Here is a 20630-nt window from a genome sequence, read left to right on the forward strand (position 1 = left end):
TTACGGTTTATCTGAAACTGTTGGCAACGGCAACAAACCCCTTCTTATCACTAAATCGCCCAACATCACCAATCCTAGCCAAAATAATAGAACCCAAGGTTTTACCAATACTGGGAATAGTGAAAATCAAACTATCCTTGGGAACAAGATCCTCAAGCCTCTCCTCAATCTCCCTCTTCCTACCCTCAAGCCTCTCCAACTCGTCCAAAAGAAACCTCAGCTAGAACCACACTATCCTCACTCTTCTCACTTAAATTCCTCCTAGACAAACTATCACTATAACCCAAGAGAATTAAATCCCTCCTCAACCTATTCTTAACCCTAGTAATACTCTTCACTACAAACTCCCATTGGCTAGTCAACTCTCTAGCATCACTCGTTATAAACTGACTACCCATATTAACAGCTAATTCCGCAAGTTTTTATCACTCTTATCATTCTTCTTCCCCCTGAAACCCTTGATTACTAAGGGATTAATAACCCTAACATCATAACACAAGTACTTAGCTTAAGTTAATATGGTAAATTCCAGTACTCTCAATACCCACTTTACAACCCTTAGGCAAGACTTGCTTTACTCCCTCAAAACCTTGCTTATTATTTTGAAATTCGTAGTATTTACCTTGGAAGTACACTACTAATTTATCTTTTGATATATCTATTCCAGCAACTGGGGCCTCCATGTATACTCACCCTTATTCGGGCTTCAAACCCAACTTCCGGTCCGAATTGGAGGAGGCTAAGTTCCCCGTCGAGCTCTAAGCTCAAGGACGCCGACGGCCTCAACCCTAGCCAGATCTATATTGCATAGATCTGACTAATATGTTTTATATAAGGGTTTGTCACGCCCCAATCCGAAGATTTGGCTTCATTTATCCCGTCGACCATGTTTTCCCAGCTGAGGAGAATATTACTCTCCCCAGCTAATGTTAAAGTGCTGGCAAGGTGGGGTATGAAGCAGGAAGCCTTGTCCGTTAAGGCAAGGTAGTTTACATAACTATCCTAATAACTCAAAATTCCTCTTTATTAGCTAGCACATTAAAAATTCAAAGGAGAACCGTATATCTGCCGTTTTTAGAATGTTGAGTTACTTTGTCGACTTATTGGATTTTTCATATAAACAACTATTGTCTCTATTCAATTAATCTTTTAATGTGTAATTTACGTTTATGACAACTCTTAGTTCACAAAGTAATGTTAAGTTTATTAATTACTATCTTTATCATGTGTTATTTTTAAAATATTGTTGATATTATGGTATATGATCTATCATTTTTATGCCTTAAGGAAAGTAAAGCTAAAGTTTTAATAACTTATTTGGAGTATGCTAAATCTGGCAAAGGGTGACGTAGATTGGCAATAAAAATAGTGTTCTTTCATGATGTTTTATGTCCATTCTGCTTTGTAACTTCAAGACGATTAAGAAAAGTGGTAAATAAGTTTAAAGAAGAGGTGGTTGTTAAGCACAAGGCATTCATGATAATATCGTCGTTAGAAGACTTAAAAGCTGCTGCACCTACTGAAGAAGAAGCAAAGGAGATTTTCAAACAAGAATTTTCTATCATAAAGAGATACTATCCAGATTATGATCCAGAAAAAGTGATAGGTAAAGGTAAAATAATATGGGTTTGGTCTCTCCCCCCTTTAATAGCATGTAAGGCAGCTGAATATCAAAGAGGTGATAATGGATACTGGGATTACTTTGATAAGGCTCAAGAGAAGTTCTTCTTGGAAGGTGAAAATGTTAATGACGATAATATTTTGATTCAGATTGCAGAGGAGTTAGGCCTAGATGTGGAGAAATTTAAAGAGGATTTTAAGTCTAAAAAGGCTAGGATGTCAGTTTTCGAAGACGAAGCTGAGGCGCACGCAATGGGAATTAGGGGAGTACCAGCGCTACTGGTTAATGATTATTGGCTTATTAGGGGAGTTCAAGAGGAGACTTATCTTGAATCGGTTATAGAGGATCTGCTATCTAATGGCGGAGAACCTAAAAAGGTGAAACTAAAAGCTTATTGGGAAGCTACTTAAAATCTTTATACATGCTTAAACGGGTTAAAGATTTCATGTCAACACCAGTTTTTCAAGTTGAAGCAAATACTTCACTTCAAGAAGTATGTAAGTTAATGCTAGAGAGAGGAGTAGGATCAGTAGTAGTAACTGAGCAAGGTATTCCTAAGGGAATATTTACTGATAGGGACGCAGTTAAGGCAATTGCTACAAGTTTAAGTTCCAGTGACGAGGTTAGATTAGCAGCTACTATGGGTAACCTAATAATTGTTGATGAGGACATAGATGTCTTCGAGGCTTTAAAAATAATGGCTGCTAATAAGATTAGACATTTACCAGTTAAGAATAAGGATGGAAATATTATAGGAATGTTCTCGATAACTGATGTGTATAAGGTTTATGGCTAGCTAAAAATATTAATTAGTATTCATATATGCTTAAAATGTGAAAGTAGGTTATCTGATAGGCAGTAATGGCTACATTACTAACCTTAATAATGCAATTAAGCTAGAGGTAATAGATGGATCTAAGGAGATTATAAGCTTAGCTTACGGAAAGATATCAGATATACCTAAACTTGATGTTCTTATTGGAAGAGATTTTTTGCAAGGTGAAGTTTTATTTCTGAAAAATTACGCCAATTTTCTTATTGATAAAAATAGATTAACCAATATAATTCCGATTCAATTACCTTTACATAATCAAGACGCAATTTGTGTTGGAACTTCTAACTGTTCTGGTATATCTTTTAAGGATGTTATTTTCACATATCCATTTCCTTTTAGAGATTCATCGTTTAATTCTGCAATAATTTTTGAGGTTCTTGATCTAGATATAATTAGAGAGGTATATAGGGTAGTTAAAAGCGGCTCTAAGGTTTACATGATCTTACGTGATAAGTTATTTGGCGGAGTTGATCCATTAGAAGGTTTAAGAAAGCTGTCCAGTAAATTTAAAGTGGCCATGGTAAAGGAGAAGGAAGGATTTTGGATAATAGAAGGTGTTAAAAAGAGGTAACCTACCCTTGGGACGTTTATCTTTTCTCATTTAGCTGTGAACCCTGGTTTAACTAGTTTGCTTAAGTCTAATATTTTATTTATCTCATTATCGCTATATCCTAATTCCCTTAATGCTTCACGTATGGACATTCCCTTATTTAACTTCTTTCCTATTTCTGTTGCTTTATCATAGCCTATTACTGGAGATACTATGGTTATAAGTGAAGGAGAGGATTCAGCATATCTCTTCATCTTCTCTACATTTGCTACCATTCCATCAATCACTAATCTTGACATCTTCTCTAAAGCCTCTGAGATGAAATTAACTTGGGTTACGATATTATAACCAACTAATGGAATTCCCATTGATAACTCAAATTCGCCTAACATTGATGCGAATTGGTTTGCATGATCTAATCCCACAACTTGTGCTGAGATTAGTAAAGTAGCCTCAACCGTAACTGGATTAGTTTTACCAGGCATTATTGAGCTACCAGCTATCTCCTCTTGTGTAGGTAAATCAATTTCATTTAACCCAGTTAAGGGACCGGAAAACATTAACCTTATATCTTGCCCTAATCTATATAGGTCTACTGCAATATTCCTCAGTGCTCCGCTTAATAATAAGAGATCGGTGAGCAATCTCATTGCTCTAAACCTATTAGCTGGCTTAAATCCTAAACCGGTAATTCTGTTTATTTCGTTTATAACTCTTTCTTGGAATTCTGGGTGGCTATTTAGCCCAGTACCAGTCGCAGTACCTCCAATTGGCAATTCCTTCACATATTCCAAAATATTCATAACTTGTTCATGTTCATGCTGGAAAGCGTCTGCGTAGGCTGAAAGTTCTTGACCTAAAGTTACTGGTAATGCGTCTCTTAAATGGGTTCTACCAGCCTTTATAACATCCTTGTACTCCTCAGCCTTCTTATTTAAAGAGGATATTATTTGCTGTAATGCAGGCAGTAGCCTATTTGTTACCTCAGCTACTGCTGCAATTCTTATAGCTGTTGGCACAGTATCGTTTGAGGACTGACCAAAATTTACATGATCATTTGGATGTACTTTAAGATTAGAATAGCTAGAAGCTACTTCTGCTATAACCTCATTTACGTTCATATTAAGTCCGGTCCCTGAACCCGTTTGAAATACATCAAGCACTATCTTATCATCTAATTTTCCATCAATTAAATCGTCAGATGCCTTAATAATTGAATCCGCAATTTTTTTATCTAATAATCCAAGATCTGCGTTGACTTTAGCACAGGACTTCTTTAAAACTCCCATAGACCAGATAATTCTTCTAGGAAATTTGGTTCCAGTATTCATAAAAAGCTTGGGCGCAGTATCGGTATATTTCATAATTAATTGAACGTAATCCATTATATTAAATCTTTACAAGGAATTATCTTTGAAAAAATCTTTAACCCACTTTACGTAATACCCAATATATGTCCGTAATAAGACTTGAAAATGTTACCAAGATCTATGAGGGGAATGTTAAGACTATTGCACTTAGAGATATAAACCTAAGTATTGATGAAGGGGAGTTTATTTCAATATTAGGACCTTCTGGCAGTGGAAAATCTACTCTCTTATCAATCTTAGGAATTTTGGATAGACCATCACAAGGAAAGGTATACATTTACGAAGTTGACGTAACTAAACTAAGTGATAACGAGATCTCTAAAATTAGAAACGAATACATAGGCTTTGTGTTTCAGAATTTCAATCTAATTCAAAGACTTAGTGTTCTACAAAACGTTGAGTTACCATTAGTAGCTAGAGGAATACCAAAAAAGAAAAGAGAGGAAATTGCGATAAATTCTCTAAAACTAGTGGGATTAGATGGATTAATAAATAAAAAACCATCTGAACTTTCTGGAGGACAGCAGCAAAGAGTTGCCATAGCTCGTGCATTAGCACAAAATCCAAAGATCATATTAGCTGATGAACCTACCGGAAATTTGGATAGTAGTAATGCAAAAATTGTAATGAACATATTCAAAAAGATTAACGAGGAGTTTAAAACTACGATAGCAGTAGTAACACATGATAGAGAAGTTGCGAGTTATACAAAGAGAAAGATATACATTAGAGATGGAAAGATAGTTGGTGAAGAAAGATGAGGAATAGGTTGATAATTATCTTATTGTTACTTTCATTAACTCTCCCAATAATTCCAGTAAACTCACAGAGTACTGTTGTCATATCCAGTTGGGGGTGGGGAACACCACAAAATCCAATAAGGGTACATCCGGGTTATAATGATACGCCATTTTATGTTATAGCCTCACAGCCATTGGGATACCAGATTATTTACGCATATTTGGTTCTATCAGGAACGCCAATAACATCTGAAGGAGGAAATACCATAGCTTATGGTTCAGTGACCTCATCGTCCTTAACAACTTCTCAAATAATGTTCTTCCTCGATGTAAGTAATAACGCTAAACCGGGGACATATAATGTACCACTAGTAGTAGTATATCAGAACGCAGTCACTGGTTTGGAAAACCAAATAGTTCAAGAGATAACTATACCCATTTATAATGTAACCTTTCCAATTTTAGATCAAGTATTTTGGGGAACTACAGAACAATTAATATTTGCTCAAGTAGGAGAAGGCTTAATACCTCTTACCTTTAGCGTTTTTAATCCCACGACGGAACCCATGTTAAACGTAACCTTAAACGTAGTCTTACCCAAGGGAATATTTACCCAAAGTGGTAGTAGAGATTTAACAGTTACAATTCCAGCCTTACCTGCTGGAGAACCAATATTCGTATCTTCAATAGTAAATGTAAGTAACCTTGTTAAACCGGGAGTGTATAGTCTTAATTATTCCTTTTCATTTACGAACTTTCTAGAATATTTCTACAAGCAAGAATCAAATAAAAGTATAAATATAACAATATATCCTCAAGCCAAGATTAACATTTTTTCCGATCCCATCCAGTCAACTCCAGATAATATAACTACACTCGTAATAGGAATTTCAACTAACGTTAGTAGCTTTATAATTAGTGTAAAGCCAGAATTGCCCTCAAGCTTCCTACCAATATCCTCAAACTTTACGTCTACTTCTCTATCACCGGGAGAAAAAGTAATATATGCTTTCAAGATTTACATACCTCAAGGGGTAATACCCTCAATATACCCTATACCAATAGAGGTTAATTACAGTGCATTGGACCAAAAGCTAGCAGTAGTTTATCTAACATATGCAAATATCTACTATAATGAAACTCCTAGGGTAGTTGAGGCAATTTGGAATACTACGATAACTCCATTTCCAGGGATAGGGACAATCCCCTTAACATTGGTTATCTATAATCCATTACCAATACCAATAACTGGTGTTAATATTACATACAAATTTCCTAATGGTGTATTTCCTTTACAGCCATTCATTTTTTTACCTGGAATTCCTCAGTATTCTTCTGTACCAATAACTATCCCAGTGGAAATAACGCCAAATGCCTCAGTAGGCGTACTCAATTTCACTTATAAGATTTCTTACAATCAAGATAAAACTGTTGATGGCGTAAATAATATTTATGTTTTGCCCCCTGCTCCAGTGATAATTGAGGCTAATCAAACAGTGATAGGCAATGGAGAGTATGCGGTAGTTCCAATTAATGTTGTGAACCTTGGAGTGGAATATGTTTATAACGTAAATCTAATAACCCTCACACAAGGCTTAGAGATAATTACATCTGTAAATAATACGGTTCCCTTTATAAAGCCCAACTCATCAGCAACATTTTATTATACATTATACGCTCCACAAGATTTACCACCAGCTATGTATCCGCTAGTAATTAAATTGACATATACCTATTTTACCAATGAAATAGTGAGGACGTTTACAATTCCAGTTCTAGTAACTTCGTCACAATCACCAATACTTATATCATTCCTTAAAACCACGCTTTATTATAACACAAACAACACCGAGATCTTAGCAATTCAAAACCTAGCTAACTTTACGATATATAACATAAGGCTTGACTTAAATTACCCCTCACAAGAAATTTACCTCTCACAAAACCAGCTTTACATTCCATATCTTCCTTCTCACTTAATTTATACTGTCCCATTATATGTTATACCACAAATTCCACAAACAACGTCAATACCTATCGTAGTTACCCTCAACTACGTATTAGGCCAAGGTTCTCCACAGACCTATCAATATCAATTAAACTTACTCAGCACGGGATTCGTTAAAATGGAGATAACGCAAGTTTCCGCACAGATTGTAAATGATACAGTGGTAATTAGCGGGTTATTAATAAATACTGGATCACAAAATGCACAATATGTAACAATATCCGCTAATAACTATTCCTCAATTTATATTGGAAACGTACCCCCAAATAGTCCAACACCGTTCTCTTTTACTTTAACGTTGCCTCCGGGTTTATACAAGTTCAATATTAGTGTAAACTACGAAAATGAGTTATATCAACCTAATATGACATTTTATACATTTTCTTACGTTGTATCTTATCCAACGTCAACCAGTTCTCAAGGTAAAATATCAGCAACAACAATATTATTGATAGCGATGATAGTAATTCTCATAACTATTATAATATATTTGAGTCTTAGAGGGTTACGCAAATGAAGATACTGGATTTTATATCTTATGCTTTAAACTCACTAAAAGAAAGAAAGGTTAGGGCAATACTTACTATCCTTGGGATAGTTGTCGGACCTGCTACAATAATTTCTATAAACTCCATGGTATTGGGCTACTCACACACAATAATTTCGCAAATATCCAACTTTCTCTCACCCTATGATATTATCGTGACCCCCACTGGAAGGGGTCTGCCATTATCCCAATACCTCATACTCCAACTGGAGACTATCCTTGGAGTAAAAATGGTTATTCCATTCTATTCATTTCCGGCGTTAATTAGAACACCTAATGGCTATGAAGGGGCAACAGTATTTGCGGTTAATATAAACCAGCTTAAGATAGCAGCTCCAGCTATAAGCTTATCATCAGGTTACTTTCCAGCTGCGGAGGTTAGCTATGAAGCTTCAATAGGCTATCAGTTGGGAAATCCGCAAGGTGGATATAGTCCAATAAGACCAAATCAAGTGATACAAACAATTATATTCTATAACGGGAATAATTTCACTAAGACATTTCTAGTAACTGGAGTTTTGAACGAATATGGAAGTTTTCTCGGAGTTGATATAGATAAGTCAATAATAGTACCTTTATCTTTTGGTCAGTCAATCTCAAGTTCTTATAGTGGAGCCATAATAATAGTGAGCTCTCTAGGAGAAGTGAATGAAGTTGTAAATGAAATAAAACAAAAGTTTGGAAATTCTTTAGATATTGTAGTGGCGGAGGAATTTATACAATTAATAGATAATACTTTACAATCTCTTAACGGATTGCTAGTATCTGCAGGAGCTACGTCATTCATAGTTTCGTTTATGGGAGTAACTACAACAATGTTCACAACAGTGGTGGAAAGAACTAAGGAGATAGGGATATTAAGAGCATTAGGATTTACTAGGTTTGATGTACTCACAATGTTTTTAGTTGAAGCTAGTGTGATGGGGTTCATAGGTAGTATAACAGGGCTCGCATTAGGTTCAGTAGTTGCATTAATATTAACACAAGAACATTTCGGATTGGGATTTAGTTTTCTAAAGGGTCTTTCAGTATCACCGGTCTATTCTCCTACCTTTATGTTGTTAGTGCTAATATTTTCTACAATTCTAAGCGTCATTGCAGCACTAGGACCTGCTTACAATGCATCCAAACTAGATCCAAATAAAGCTTTAAGATACGAGTAGTTAGGAAAAAAGCTTACTAAAGAGTCTCTCCAGTTCTCTTATTTCATCTTCTGACAATTTGCTTAGAAAAGAAGATAAGACATTTAAGAAGATCTTCCTACTTTCCATTAATCGTTCTCTTCCTTTTTCTGTGAGTTCAACATAAATTACCCTTCTATCACTTTCACTTCTTACCCTTCTAACAAGTTCTTTCTCTTCAAGTCTATCAATGATGCTAGTTAATCCCGCCTTTGTCAGCATATATTTTTCAGCTATTCTGCTCATTGGAACTTTTCCTTCTTCCTCTAGCGCACACATTACTTTGAACTCAAAGTATGATAGGCCTATTTGCTCAAGAGCCTTATCTGTATCCTTATTTATCTTTCTTGTCAGTCCAGTTATTAGATCCCAAACTTCTGAGTACTTTGTAGCTAATATCATAGTTAGATATCTAACTTTATAAACAATAAAGTTTTTCATCATCACAAAAACTCACAAAATCCTATCTAAAAGGAAATATTTATATTACGTCTTCATTCTCTCTTCTCGTAAACGAGAATTATATCCTAATTTTGAGTGGAGGAGGTATTTATATATATCTTTTTTGTAGAGATTATAAATATGGAAAGTAAACTTTTGAGTCTGGAAGAAGCAGTGGAAGTAGTGAAGAAAGGAGATTCTGTTACAATAAGTGGTATAAGCATACATAGAAATCCTATGGCATTTATATATGCTTTGGTGAAGAAGGGAGTTAGAGATCTGTATTTCATAGATAGAGAGCCTGGCTTTGGTCTTGAGGTCCTATTAAAATATGGATTGATAAGGAAATTGAGAATAGCCATGTCTACTTTAGAATGGTTCTCGAGTATTCCAAAGCATTTTAGGAAAATGACCGAAGAAAGAGAGGTTGAAATATTGGAAGATACTTGTGGTGCTTTTATTGCTGGGATAAGAGCAGGGAGCTTCGGTATACCGTTTATGCCGGTTAGGGGAATAATAGGGTCTGATCTAGTTAAAATTCATGAAAGAGAAGGTACATGGAAAGTTGTCGAGGATCCATTTAGTGGAGAGAAAGTTGTACTCGTAAAGGCTATCAACCCAGATGTTGCAATAATACATGTAAATAAGGCTGATGAAGAGGGAAATGCGGAAATCCTAGGTCCACTATATGAAGATGAGTACAAGGCTAAAGCAGCCAAAAAGGTGATAATAACTGCCGAAGAGATAGTTCCTAGATCTTACTTCTATGGTAGGAGACCGACTATTAATGGAGAATACGTTACTGCTGTGGTTCACGCACCAAAGGGTGCAGAGCCGACTAGTATGTTCCCACTTTATGATGCAGATTACGAGAAAATTATAGAGTTTCTAGAGCACTTCTAAGGTTATAAGGATCCATATAATTAATGAATCTCAAATCTTCATCAGTTAGATCTATTAACCTTTCGCTATCTTTTCTCTTTACCTCAAAGTCAGTATTCTCCACTACTTTCTCATATGAGCTAAATGGATAGATTGCCTCTAAGTACCATTTCCTTTCCTCTCTATTATATGCTAAAACTCCCAAATTAGTCACCACAAATACTTTATTATTTGAAAACTTTGCTGTTCCAGTTATGAAGTCCACCCTTCTGACAAGAGATCTTTTAGAGTGTTTTAGGTTCCATAAGATTGCCTTTCTAGAAAGAGGTAGGATAAATGCTGTAGCTGCTCCACCTGGTAATTTAACTTTAGGATTATGGTATTCATTTCCAATCATAGTTAAATTTACATTAGTTTCCTCGTCTATTTGTGCTGGACCTAAGAACATGACATCTAGTTTACCTTTCTGTGCGAGGTCGAATGCGTCAGCAGTAATCATAACTGGAGAGGCTTCCACAAAGAATGGGTTCCCTGTAGATGGCGATAATACTACTCTTGATGGATTTGAGGCTTCTGCTACTCCTATTATTCTTATCTTTTTTCTGTAAAGGTCTCTGGCCATGAAAGACGCAATTAGTGAAGGTATTGAGTTCAGGCCAATATAGACTAATTCTCCATCTTCTAATAATGTCGAAATAGCCTTTATGACATAATCTACATTGTAACTTTTCATGAATAATTTTAAGTTTTTACGCGTTATTAAAGATATTGATGGTAAAGGTTTACAAGATAGGTGATTATTACATAGCTGGTGTAGAGCACGTAATTCAAGGATATTTACAAGATGTTGTTTTCGTTTATAAGAACAATAATAATTGGGTTAGTGTTAGCGCGGAAAGATTTAGGAGCAATGACCCTTCTATTAACAAGGTGAAAGAAGCGGTAAAGTATGCTACTCATGAGGAAGATCTAAAAAAGGCGATAGAGGAGTTACGAAGCAGTGGTATTAAGATAGAAGAAGTTAAGGAAATCCCGTTCCCCAGAAAGTTTATTGAAGGGAGGAAGAAGATTCAAGAAGAGTTTGATTGATATAAAAATCTAGGGCATCTATACATTTAGGGGAGATGAACCCTAAATTTACTTTTCTTTAGTGCTAATTTCAATAATCTATCATCAATTTTTAACCAATTTTTCAAATCAAGTATTGTGTTATAATCAAATTTATCTAACGTATTTAATTCCTTAATTAACCTGCTCACTTTGTCTGCATTTGATTGTGTCGATATAATAGCCTCTTCTAGGTTATATCCCACGATTACCTTTAATAGTATTTCAATTATTGAATTTATCCTATCTGGGACTCCAACTGTAGAGTTTCTTAACGAAATCTTGACTTGTGGTAACTCATCATATCCATATCTTCTTGATAGTTCGTAGGTAGCATTCTTAAGCCTTCTTCCCTTATCTACTATCCCCCCAATTATGAAAAACTTCGTATTCCTTATTATCTCCTCATTTGCGATAGTGTCACCATAGGGGTTTAACACAATAGCATTGTCTTTAGGAATGTAATTAAGAATTTCTATTTTATTTCTACCTTCTAATTTGAAAGAATCTGGAGTATGAGCTAACTTCAAGTTATAGTCAAACAAATACTCCCTAATGGTTTTTATTGAAACCAGTATTTGTTGTTCTAGACTTATTTTCTCCTCATCTTGTAATAAATCCATATTCCCTAAATCTATTATGAATTGCGGATTTTCCGGTATTATATAGCTGGGTATCTTTATCTCCCCATTTTTCAAAAAAATATAATCCGTAATTTCCTCTCCTTTCCCTTTTAGAATCTTTATCCTTTCCTCAACTGATGCAAGCTTACCATAATCATGTTTTTTAGATATTCCATAATCGTAAAGAAGCATGTTTATTGCAATTGATTGCAGATATCCTGTTTTGAAAAATTTTTTTAGAGTGGTAATTTTTAATGTCTCTACACCGAGAGTGTTTGTGAGATATCTTGCGAAAGCCTTACCTAAGATCATTGTCGCATTTTTCTCGTTATTTCTGATAAATCACTCTTACTGTCATTACTCAACTTTTTAGTCTCCTCAATTAACTCTGGTTTTCTAGTTTCATCAGCAACTCTCTTTAACTCATTGAGAACTTTAGTCGTATCTTTTCCAGCCTCTAAAGCTTCTGAGTACTCTCTTAGTAATCTATAATATCTAATCTCTAATATAACATCTCTATCCAGATGACTTTCCACAACTTCCGGATTACCCCTTTGTAAAATAACGCTTTTTGTTACAGTCTTCCTTTGATTATCTATAGGGTCAATATAGTCTGCAGTGAACGTAATTGTATATGGATCCTTTCCAGCGGGTATAACAAAACTTCCGTAAACTGCAATTAGTTTTTCTACTATAGGTATTCTTATGGGGAGATCGTAGTTAAAAGGCATAAAGCCTTGAGGAACTATTAAATTCAAATTATGGGCGTATGTCGATGTGGTTCTTTGGCTTTCAAAAACATCGGGTAATTCAGAGATATCTTTCAAATGGTAGAACTTTCCTGATGATTTGTCTGCTAATTTCTTTAGAATTCTCTCATTATAATCACTACCTATACCTATTGTAATTATTTGAGTGTTTGGTGGGATATCGAATTTTTCATAATCCTTAACGTTCCTCTTATCAGTTGGTTTTCCATCAGTTAGCATGATGATCTTGTTAGGTACTTGTGATTGTTTTGCTAAGTTAAGGGCAAAATTAACGGCTTCATGAAGTCTAGTGGTATATCCTTTACCTACATCGAAAGTTATTATTCCTTTGGCTGGCCCTTGATACTTTATTTCCGGGTGGTTAGAGAATAGAATTAGCGTTACATAGTCTCCCTCATTTAGACTATATAAAAGCTTTTGGGCTGATTGTACTGCAGTATTTAGCTTTTCACCACGCATTGATGGACTATTATCAATCATTATGATATAGTGTATGCTACTTGTTATTGCACCTTGCTGAGGAACTATATAAACTATAAAGCCTACTTCGGTTGGTCTATCACTATAAACGTAAGTATGTGATTGTTTCAGGCTAATAGCAATAGCCATATCTAAGATATTATAGTAGAAATTTTTAAGTACTATGACGCCTTTTATACAAACATGACATGGAGATGTCCAGTCTGTGGTTATGAAAATGCGGACGATTCCCTCTTTTGCATCAAATGTGGTACTAAAAAACCAGAGCAACAAGTAGAGCAACCTCCAGCACCTCCCGTTGAACAACAAGCAAGCGGACAACAGTCTGTAGAGCAGCAGCCTGCAGATCAGAATCAACTCTCTCAACAATCTGCAACATCAGAACAACAGCCAGTGACTGAACAACAAGCACCTCAGCAAGTGGTAGTTGAACAACCCAGTGAAACTGCAAAAACTGAACAACCTCAATCAGCCACAACTACTGTAAGTAAGTACTATCTTCTTTTCATTAATACTCCTAATCCAGCATTCAATAAGACTAAACTACCTTTAGATTTCGATATATTTCCCTCAATATCGATAGGTAGAAGTCCCGAAAACGTAATAGTGATTCCAGATCCTGAAGTGTCTAGAAAACATGCAATTATTAGTTTTGAAAATAACGAGTTGTATCTAGAGGATCTGAATAGTACTAATGGTACTTATGTTTATGATGGTAAAGTATTCCAGCCAGTAAAGGGGAAGATCAAGGTTCAGCATAATTCAATTATAAAATTAGGTAATAACACTGTAGTGAGAATTGTGGGAGAATGATGAATTTAGACGAAGTTAAGAGCGTCGTAAGTAATGCTATAGAGATTTATAAATCCAAGTATGATTCACCATTTGTGGGGAATTTTGAAGTTGACGGTAATGTAGTTTTTGTAGGAGATACCCACGGCGCGATTGACGTTACCAGTAAGGTTTTTTCTGATTTCGCTGAGAATGCAGATTTAGTAGTGTTTTTAGGGGATTATGTTGACAGAGGGGAGGATCAATTAGGTAACTTATTATTAATCTTACGTAAAATGATAGAGAAGCCAGATAAATATATAGTATTAAGAGGGAACCACGAGAGTCCAATAACCAATGAGTACTACGGATTTAAGGAGGAGGTTAAGGAAAAGTTAGGGGAAGAAAACTATGAAATGTTTGTGGATCTCTTCTCCTATATGCCCTATGCAGTAGTGGTCAATGGGTATTTTTGTATTCATGGAGGTTTACCAATGGGTTTAGAGAAGGTTGAGGAGATTAAGAAATTGCCCAGACCAGATGTAAATCCAGATAACCCGATAGCCTTTCAATTATTGTGGAATGATCCGAGAGAAGGAATTGACGATTTAGACTTCTTACCTAGCATAAGGGGGGAGGGGATATATTTCTTTGGAAAACGTGTCGTTGATAATTTTTTGGAGAATAATTCTCTAAAAGGTATAATAAGAGGACATGAAGCTGCAGATGGTTTTAGAACTGACATGGGTGGTAAAGTGATTACAGTTTTTTCTAGTAGATATCATCATATGAGAGCTGGAATTTTAGTTTTAAAAAAGGATGGTGAATTCGATTACGCGTATGTTTAGGTGATGTGATATGACCCTTTCGTTAAGAGTAGATACAAGCCATAAGTACTCATTTAATGCAGATGTTAGGTATATCTTTAAGGTATTATTAGTTCCAGAGAAATTAGGCTCTGCAACTGGTTTCCACTACATAGTAGCCCTTGATACAAGCGGGTCTATGACGGGATATAAAATAGAGTTAGCTAAACAAGGTGCCATAGAATTATTCAAAAGAATACCTAATGGCAATAAGGTTTCCTTCATCACTTTTTCATCAAATGTGAACGTGATTAAGGAATTCGTTGATCCTTTAGACTTAACGAATGAGATATTGCAGATAACAGCAGGAGGTCAAACGGCACTATATACAGCGATCTTAACTGCAAATAGTTTAGCTAAGAAGTATCAAATGCCAACCTATCTATTACTGTTAACTGACGGAAATCCCACAGATGAGACGAATATTGGGAATTATCTAAAGTTACCCTATTATGAAAAAATACAGGTCTATTCATTTGGAATTGGTGACGACTATAATGAACAACTACTTCAAAGTGTTAGTGATAAGACGGGAGGGGTAATGTATCATATTTCAGATGCTAACGAAATACCGCAAAAGCTTCCTCAAAAGGCTGTAACGCAAATAGCTGCAAAGAATGTTACGGTTGATATAACTGCTGAGGGTAACGTAAAACTTTTGAATTATGTAACAACACCAGTAAAAGTAAATGGGATAGAGAACGTTATTAAAATTTTTGGAGAAACCATTTTACCAGCCAATTATGAGGGTAACTTCTTAACTGTGAAAGTCAATTATGAAGATCCGGTAACTAATAAGCCAGAATCACTTTTGCAAGTTATTCAAGTTAGGAAAGCACAAGATCAAAATACATTTGTATCTGGCATAAACAATGACGTGATAAATGAATATAGATACTATGAACTATTGGATAAATACGCGAAACAAGTTCAAGCCGAACAATTGGTTGAAGCTACGAAAACTCTTAACCAACTAAATGAAATAGCCCAACAGACCAGAAGAATAGACTTCATGGAGACTACTAGAAGGTTGTCTGAAGGTTTAGAGACCACTAAAAGGATAGGTACAGTTGAACAGACTAAGAGGTTATCAAAAGAGGTTACTAGTGAGGTTACTAGAAAGCTTAGGGAATGATGGTAGCGTAATCCACATCTAAAATTCTTACATCATTTCTTTCCCTATATTCTATACCATCTACTATTATAGGTATATTAGAAACTGTAATATTGTAATTTTCTTTTAAATAACCTATTAATTTGTCGATCAATTCCCTTTTATCTGATGCTATAATTGGTACGTCATTTAAAATTAACATTCGATAGGGCTTTCCGTTCTTTAAACCAAGGAAATATAGTTTCGTCATTAATACGTTCATTTCTCCTATAACCTTTTTGTAGGCTTTCAGAGCTATCAGTACTCTATCACTGCCTTTAAGTGAGTATAATGTTTCAGCACTCTTTTTCACCTTTATTTTATACTTGTAGTTAGGATAGAAGTTAAAACCAACTTTTGGAGGATCAAATATTATAAGCTTTCGTAGAGCGTTATTGGTTAGATCATATGACACGTACGCTGGAAATTCCTCTGCAAAGGAATCTATGAACTCATACCTGGTTATTATGTATCCGGTTTCAGCAGCAATTATAGACGAGATATCAATTCCATTTAGTTTCATATGTATATTCTCTCCTCGGCAATATTTAATTATTTCTTATTTATCGTTGATCAGAATAAACAAAAACCTAATTTATCATTATATATTTCCCTAGAAAGTTGAATAGTTTTTAATCGATTACGGTGTTTAATTTATAGAAGAAAGCGATTTAGGTGTCTTTTGCGAATTGTAATTTGTAAATAATACGTTGTAAAAATGTTAATATTGGTAGTCATGTATCTCTCCTAGTTAATCGTCTTCATTCAATTAAATTCGTAGTAATCTTTGAAATAAAGTGAATTCGCAATGGATATCTGAATCCCCATAGAAGATCTTAATCTATAATTTTATCAACTCAACTTATTTTGTTGAATTCGATTTATTAGATAATTTACAACTTCCTTAGCTTTATTTACTAGCGAAGAGGGCATGTAAATACTCTTTTTATTTAGTTCATCTTCATCTAATAATGCTATTTCTGAATCTCTAATTGCAATATCTATTTCTAGATCCAAATACCTTATTTTTCCTCTAAGTAATTCCGGTGGTGTTGATATATTAATGTAGACTCCCTTTAGTGAGTTATCTATACCACTATAATACTTATGTATCTGATACCACTTATCAGAATTATATTCTACAATATCGTAATCACCCTCCTCTATCTTCTTACCTATACCATCTAGAATCCCGTTACCTTCAAACTCACGCCTAAGGACTATTCTATATCCGTTATCGTTAACTTCCTTTTCAATTACCTTTCCACCTCTCAAATAAATTACCTTTCCATCAGCCTTAATGTGTTCAATTTTCAAGAAATCTGAGATTAGCCCTTCCAATAATTTACCGAGAGAACCTTTCTTATCCTTTTCCAAAGAATCAACTTCCCTATTATAGCTTAACTTTAACATATGATGATACTTAACAGTATCAACTACATTCTTTCTAACCTCATCTAAATACAGTTTATCCGGTAATGAAAGAGTTATTAAATAAAAATCCTCTCCTTGATCTCTGAACTCCCTATTTTCATACCTTAATATTAACCTTTCTAGATCCTCTTTCAATTCATTTAATGCGACATACTTTGCATTACTTCTCCACTTTACATTATATCCTTTTCTATTAAGAGGTAAACTCAAGGTTAATAGCCTCATTTTTTCTTCCTCATCAACGATGTGCTCTGAAAAAGTAGTTATTCCCTTCCCTCTCCATACAATAGCGTATTTACTTACGGCCTTAGTTTCACTTAGTATTATTTTTCCGTCATAAGGTGGTTTTATAACGATTCCCTCTCTCAAGCAAGGTTCTACTTTAAAGTTAGCGTAAGTGCAACTTTCGTCTATTTCTATTACCGAGTATAGTTTAACTGGGCTTCTCCAATGGAATGAGTATTTAAAAACGTTACGTAAGTCATCTTCTATAATTCCATTTCCCATTACGATGATCTTGCCTCTATCATCCTCAAAATCCTTTATTGTGATATCAGCTGATAAGTTATTAATTTCTTGCATAAATCGTTCTGATATTTCCACAGATTGTTGTACAATTTCGTATGAAAGAGAGGAAAAAATTGACGTTAATGCTGTAGCGTAGATTCCCCTTATTCTAACTCTTCCTTTCATTTTCTAAGAATTTCTCGAGCACATAATTTAATATTCCTCCTTTCTTAACATACATTAGTTCAACGTTATTATCTATTCTTGCAACTCCCTTAGTAGTTATTTTCTCGCCATTAGATTTTACGAACTCTATGGTTAATTCCTTTTTGGGTTTGAGATCCTTAATACCCTTTATGTTAACAGTCTCATCTCCCTTTATTCCCAAGTCTCTCCAGTCTGGAATTTGTATAGGTATTACACCCATAGCTACTAAGTTACTCCTATGTATCCTCTCAAAACTTTCTGCTAAGACAGCTTTGACTCCTAACAATTTAGTCACTTTTGCCGCCCAATCTCTTGAACTTCCACTTCCATACTGTTTACCAGCTACTATTACTAGAGGTACACCTTCCTTTTTATACTGCATTGCCACTTCATACACACTAGCTATCTTTCTATCTGGGAAGTGGACAGTATACCCTCCTTCTTTTTCCACTAATAGGTTCTTCATCTTAGGATTGAAGAATCCTCCTCTTAACATTACTTCATGGTTGCCTCTTCTAGCACCATAGGTATTTAGATCGCTCACACCAAATTGCTTTAAGTATAATCCTGCGGGTGAATCTGGAGTAATTGGTCCAGCTGGCGAAATATGATCAGTAGTTATCTTGTCTCCCAGTAGTAAAAGTATTCTAGCGTTAGTTATATCATCTAACTCCTCTTGTTTTTCTTCACTGTACCATGGGGGCAGCCTTATGTAGGTAGACTTCTCATCCCAACTATATATGTCTCCTTGTGGTGTCTTTAATGAGTTCCATAATTCGTTTCCTTCAAAGATGTTGGAATTCCTTTTATATAATTCTGGTTTTAAGGCCATGTTCACGTAAGCTTTTATCTCCTTTAAAGAAGGCCAGATGTCTCTTAAATATACTGGTTTCCCATTAGGATCAAATCCTATAGGCTCATTGTAGAAATCTATATCAATTCTCCCTGCTAATGCATAAGCAACTACTAATATCGGAGAGGCTAGAAAAGTACCCTTTAGTAGCGGGTTTATTCTACCTTCAAAATTCCTATTTCCACTAATTACCGCATAGGTCTCGATACCGTTTTCCTTAATGTCTTCCTCCACATATTTTGGTAAAGGTCCTGCATTGCCTATACACGTAGTACATCCGAAGCCAACTAAGTGAAAACCTAAGGCCTCTAAATATGGTAGTAACCCTGTTTCCTTTAAGTACTCAGCTACAACCGGTGATCCAGGTGCAGTACTCGTTTTGATGTAGGGAGGTACTCTTAATCCCATCTCAACAGCCTTTTTAGCCAAGATACCTGCACCCAACATTACAGTAGGGTTAGAAGTATTTGTACAGCTGGTAATTGCAGCCAAAACTACAGCGTTATCCTCAACATATTTGCCCTTTTTCTTCTTCTCTTTGCTCAGTTTTCCTTTAACTTCTCTTAAGCTGATTCTCTCATCAGGGTTTCTAGGTCCCGCAATTGCCGGTTCAATCTTACTTAAATCCACTTCTACTATATCACTATATCTTATCTTCCTAGAATCGTCATAAAATAGTTCTTGTAACTGGGCGTATTTCTTAACGAATTCTCCATCTCTGTTTGTGAGTTCAAGATAGCTTACCGTTACATCATCAATCGGGAAGTACGCTGCTGTTGCACCATACTCTGGTGCCATATTAGCTATGGTCGCCCTATCCGGTACTGAAAGTAATGATAAGGATGGTCCGAAGAATTCAACAAATTTACTTACGACGTTCTTTTTCCTTAATAACTCTGTAATGTAAAGAACCACATCAGTAGGAGTTACCCCTTCTTGAATTTCTCCAGTTAATCTCACACCTATTACCTCTGGTACATTAAGGTAGTATGGTTCTCCTAAAAGTACAGCCTCTGCTTCTAATCCGCCAACACCCCATCCTAGGATTCCCAGACCTTCAATCATAGTAGTGTGAGAATCTGTCCCAATTATTACCTCTGGAAACGCTGTTAATAAACCTTTGACTTCAGCCTTTGCGACTACAGTACTTAGGTACTCTAAGTTTACTTGATGAATTATACCCTTACCTGGAGGAACTATTCTTAAGTTCCTAAAAGCACCTTGAGCCCATTTTAAAAACTGATATCTTTCTAAATTTCTTTCAAATTCTTTTTTCATATTAAACTCTAGCGAGTAAACTGTGCCATAATAGTCAACTTGTACTGAGTGATCTATAACTAGGTCAGCAGGGACCACTGGGTTAATCATTTTGGGATCCCTTTTCAGTTGAATCATCTTCTCCCTCATCGCAGCTAAATCCACTAGTAAGGGAACTCCAGTGTAATCTTGCATTACAACTCTAGTTGGCATAAAAGCTAATTCCTCTCCTATTTTCCATTTTGTTATATTCTCAAGATCTTCCTCTGTAATTTTACTCCCATCTAGATTTCTGTATACATTTTCGATAAGTATTCTTATCGAATAGGGTAGATCACTTATTTTGTAACCTTTCTCTTCCAATTCTTTTAAGGGATAATAATATATCTCTGAGCCTTTGTATGAAAATTTATTTGGCATATATAAA

General features: G+C 35.3%; 19 protein-coding genes and 1 pseudogene. 11 read left to right on the forward strand and 9 right to left on the reverse strand.

Translation table 11 applies throughout. The features are described 5' to 3' along the window. Positions 1-28: 28 nt before the first annotated feature. Positions 29-683 (reverse strand): annotated as a pseudogene (locus tag SSOP1_RS05470) (IS110 family transposase); the annotation flags it as partial. A 670-nt stretch (positions 684-1353) separates the two neighbouring features. On the opposite strand from SSOP1_RS05470, the gene SSOP1_RS05475 reads away from it, so the two are divergent. The 3 genes from SSOP1_RS05475 to SSOP1_RS05485 are packed head-to-tail and all read left to right on the forward strand — an operon-like array spanning position 1354 to position 3027. Further along, entirely contained in the window at positions 1354-2031 is a 678-nt protein-coding gene (locus SSOP1_RS05475) for a DsbA family oxidoreductase (RefSeq protein ID WP_010923189.1), read from the forward strand. An 11-nt stretch (positions 2032-2042) separates the two neighbouring features. Next, a complete protein-coding gene (locus SSOP1_RS05480) occupies positions 2043-2417 on the forward strand; it encodes a CBS domain-containing protein (RefSeq protein WP_009989576.1) in 375 nt (124 codons plus the stop codon). 52 nt (positions 2418-2469) lie between these two features. After that, a complete protein-coding gene (locus SSOP1_RS05485) occupies positions 2470-3027 on the forward strand; it encodes a hypothetical protein (RefSeq protein WP_029552519.1) in 558 nt (185 codons plus the stop codon). A 26-nt stretch (positions 3028-3053) separates the two neighbouring features. On the opposite strand, the gene SSOP1_RS05490 is transcribed toward SSOP1_RS05485, so the two are convergent. Next, positions 3054-4391 carry a class II fumarate hydratase gene (locus tag SSOP1_RS05490; protein ID WP_009989579.1) on the reverse strand — a complete coding sequence of 446 codons (1338 nt, stop codon included), beginning with the start codon at positions 4389-4391 and terminating at the stop codon, positions 3054-3056. Positions 4392-4459: 68 nt separating this feature from the next. Between SSOP1_RS05490 and SSOP1_RS05495 the strand changes: the two genes are divergently transcribed. From SSOP1_RS05495 to SSOP1_RS05505, 3 genes are read left to right on the forward strand one after another with little or no spacing between them, the layout of a single operon-like run. Then, a complete protein-coding gene (locus tag SSOP1_RS05495; RefSeq protein WP_010923191.1) occupies positions 4460-5137 on the forward strand; it encodes an ABC transporter ATP-binding protein in 678 nt (225 codons plus the stop codon). Then, on the forward strand, positions 5134-7641 hold the full coding sequence (locus SSOP1_RS05500; RefSeq protein ID WP_009989715.1) for a COG1361 S-layer family protein: 2508 nt from the start codon (positions 5134-5136) through the stop codon (positions 7639-7641). Before SSOP1_RS05495 ends, SSOP1_RS05500 begins: the two co-directional genes overlap by 4 nt. Continuing rightward, the gene (locus tag SSOP1_RS05505) at positions 7638-8834 is read left to right on the forward strand and encodes an ABC transporter permease (protein ID WP_009989716.1); all 1197 of its coding nucleotides are present in this window, start codon (positions 7638-7640) and stop codon (positions 8832-8834) included. Before SSOP1_RS05500 ends, SSOP1_RS05505 begins: the two co-directional genes overlap by 4 nt. Here SSOP1_RS05505 and SSOP1_RS05510 read toward each other — a convergent pair whose 3' ends face one another. Then, a complete protein-coding gene (locus SSOP1_RS05510) occupies positions 8835-9296 on the reverse strand; it encodes a MarR family winged helix-turn-helix transcriptional regulator (RefSeq protein ID WP_014511618.1) in 462 nt (153 codons plus the stop codon). 138 nt (positions 9297-9434) lie between these two features. Here SSOP1_RS05510 and SSOP1_RS05515 point away from each other — a divergent pair, with 138 nt between their 5' ends. Continuing rightward, entirely contained in the window at positions 9435-10196 is a 762-nt protein-coding gene (locus SSOP1_RS05515) for a CoA transferase subunit A (RefSeq protein ID WP_029552521.1), read from the forward strand. Here SSOP1_RS05515 and SSOP1_RS05520 read toward each other — a convergent pair. Further along, complete coding sequence (locus SSOP1_RS05520) at positions 10171-10908, reverse strand: CoA-transferase subunit beta (RefSeq protein WP_009989719.1); 738 nt, start codon at positions 10906-10908, stop codon at positions 10171-10173. The two genes, SSOP1_RS05515 and SSOP1_RS05520, sit on opposite strands and share 26 nt — an antisense overlap. Positions 10909-10946: 38 nt before the next feature. Here SSOP1_RS05520 and SSOP1_RS05525 point away from each other — a divergent pair, with 38 nt between their 5' ends. Then, a complete protein-coding gene (locus SSOP1_RS05525) occupies positions 10947-11264 on the forward strand; it encodes a hypothetical protein (RefSeq protein WP_009989720.1) in 318 nt (105 codons plus the stop codon). A gap of 26 nt (positions 11265-11290) precedes the next feature. On the opposite strand, the gene trm10 is transcribed toward SSOP1_RS05525, so the two are convergent. Then, on the reverse strand, positions 11291-12217 hold the full coding sequence (gene trm10 / locus SSOP1_RS05530; protein ID WP_009989721.1) for a tRNA (adenine(9)-N1)-methyltransferase Trm10: 927 nt from the start codon (positions 12215-12217) through the stop codon (positions 11291-11293). Next, on the reverse strand, positions 12214-13284 hold the full coding sequence (locus SSOP1_RS05535; RefSeq protein WP_009989722.1) for a VWA domain-containing protein: 1071 nt from the start codon (positions 13282-13284) through the stop codon (positions 12214-12216). The genes trm10 and SSOP1_RS05535 overlap by 4 nt, the downstream gene beginning before the upstream one ends. A gap of 54 nt (positions 13285-13338) precedes the next feature. Between SSOP1_RS05535 and SSOP1_RS05540 the strand changes: the two genes are divergently transcribed. The 3 genes from SSOP1_RS05540 to SSOP1_RS05550 are packed head-to-tail and all read left to right on the forward strand — an operon-like array spanning position 13339 to position 15927. Further along, the gene (locus tag SSOP1_RS05540) at positions 13339-13968 is read left to right on the forward strand and encodes an FHA domain-containing protein (RefSeq protein ID WP_009989723.1); all 630 of its coding nucleotides are present in this window, start codon (positions 13339-13341) and stop codon (positions 13966-13968) included. Further along, a complete protein-coding gene (locus tag SSOP1_RS05545; protein WP_010923195.1) occupies positions 13965-14774 on the forward strand; it encodes a metallophosphoesterase in 810 nt (269 codons plus the stop codon). Before SSOP1_RS05540 ends, SSOP1_RS05545 begins: the two co-directional genes overlap by 4 nt. A gap of 10 nt (positions 14775-14784) precedes the next feature. After that, the gene (locus tag SSOP1_RS05550; protein WP_009989725.1) at positions 14785-15927 is read left to right on the forward strand and encodes a vWA domain-containing protein; all 1143 of its coding nucleotides are present in this window, start codon (positions 14785-14787) and stop codon (positions 15925-15927) included. Here SSOP1_RS05550 and SSOP1_RS05555 read toward each other — a convergent pair. The 3 genes from SSOP1_RS05555 to acnA form a co-directional block, all read right to left on the reverse strand. Beyond that, on the reverse strand, positions 15917-16468 hold the full coding sequence (locus tag SSOP1_RS05555) for a hypothetical protein (protein ID WP_009989726.1): 552 nt from the start codon (positions 16466-16468) through the stop codon (positions 15917-15919). The genes SSOP1_RS05550 and SSOP1_RS05555 overlap by 11 nt on opposite strands. A 329-nt stretch (positions 16469-16797) precedes the next feature. Continuing rightward, a complete protein-coding gene (locus SSOP1_RS05560) occupies positions 16798-18072 on the reverse strand; it encodes a ribonuclease FAU-1 family protein (protein WP_009989727.1) in 1275 nt (424 codons plus the stop codon). Continuing rightward, entirely contained in the window at positions 18056-20623 is a 2568-nt protein-coding gene (gene acnA, locus SSOP1_RS05565) for an aconitate hydratase AcnA (RefSeq protein ID WP_009989728.1), read from the reverse strand. Before acnA ends, SSOP1_RS05560 begins: the two co-directional genes overlap by 17 nt. Between the last annotated feature and the right edge of the window lie 7 nt (positions 20624-20630).

The organism is Saccharolobus solfataricus (assembly GCF_900079115.1).
Lineage (GTDB): Archaea > Thermoproteota > Thermoprotei_A > Sulfolobales > Sulfolobaceae > Saccharolobus > Saccharolobus solfataricus.

Excerpts from the sequence above, each read along its gene's own strand:
- SSOP1_RS05480 (WP_009989576.1), top strand. The coding sequence starts at position 2,043 with ATGCTTAAACGGGTTAAAGATTTCATGTCAACACCAGTTTTTCAAGTT.
- SSOP1_RS05490 (WP_009989579.1), bottom strand. The coding sequence starts at position 4,391 with ATGGATTACGTTCAATTAATTATGAAATATACCGATACTGCGCCCAAG.
- SSOP1_RS05495 (WP_010923191.1), top strand. The coding sequence starts at position 4,460 with ATGTCCGTAATAAGACTTGAAAATGTTACCAAGATCTATGAGGGGAAT.
- SSOP1_RS05500 (WP_009989715.1), top strand. The coding sequence starts at position 5,134 with ATGAGGAATAGGTTGATAATTATCTTATTGTTACTTTCATTAACTCTC.
- SSOP1_RS05505 (WP_009989716.1), top strand. The coding sequence starts at position 7,638 with ATGAAGATACTGGATTTTATATCTTATGCTTTAAACTCACTAAAAGAA.
- SSOP1_RS05510 (WP_014511618.1), bottom strand. The coding sequence starts at position 9,296 with ATGATGAAAAACTTTATTGTTTATAAAGTTAGATATCTAACTATGATA.
- SSOP1_RS05515 (WP_029552521.1), top strand. The coding sequence starts at position 9,435 with ATGGAAAGTAAACTTTTGAGTCTGGAAGAAGCAGTGGAAGTAGTGAAG.
- SSOP1_RS05520 (WP_009989719.1), bottom strand. The coding sequence starts at position 10,908 with ATGAAAAGTTACAATGTAGATTATGTCATAAAGGCTATTTCGACATTA.
- SSOP1_RS05525 (WP_009989720.1), top strand. The coding sequence starts at position 10,947 with ATGGTAAAGGTTTACAAGATAGGTGATTATTACATAGCTGGTGTAGAG.
- trm10 (WP_009989721.1), bottom strand. The coding sequence starts at position 12,217 with ATGATCTTAGGTAAGGCTTTCGCAAGATATCTCACAAACACTCTCGGT.
- SSOP1_RS05535 (WP_009989722.1), bottom strand. The coding sequence starts at position 13,284 with ATGGCTATTGCTATTAGCCTGAAACAATCACATACTTACGTTTATAGT.
- SSOP1_RS05540 (WP_009989723.1), top strand. The coding sequence starts at position 13,339 with ATGACATGGAGATGTCCAGTCTGTGGTTATGAAAATGCGGACGATTCC.
- SSOP1_RS05545 (WP_010923195.1), top strand. The coding sequence starts at position 13,965 with ATGATGAATTTAGACGAAGTTAAGAGCGTCGTAAGTAATGCTATAGAG.
- SSOP1_RS05550 (WP_009989725.1), top strand. The coding sequence starts at position 14,785 with ATGACCCTTTCGTTAAGAGTAGATACAAGCCATAAGTACTCATTTAAT.
- SSOP1_RS05555 (WP_009989726.1), bottom strand. The coding sequence starts at position 16,468 with ATGAAACTAAATGGAATTGATATCTCGTCTATAATTGCTGCTGAAACC.
- SSOP1_RS05560 (WP_009989727.1), bottom strand. The coding sequence starts at position 18,072 with ATGAAAGGAAGAGTTAGAATAAGGGGAATCTACGCTACAGCATTAACG.
- acnA (WP_009989728.1), bottom strand. The coding sequence starts at position 20,623 with ATGCCAAATAAATTTTCATACAAAGGCTCAGAGATATATTATTATCCC.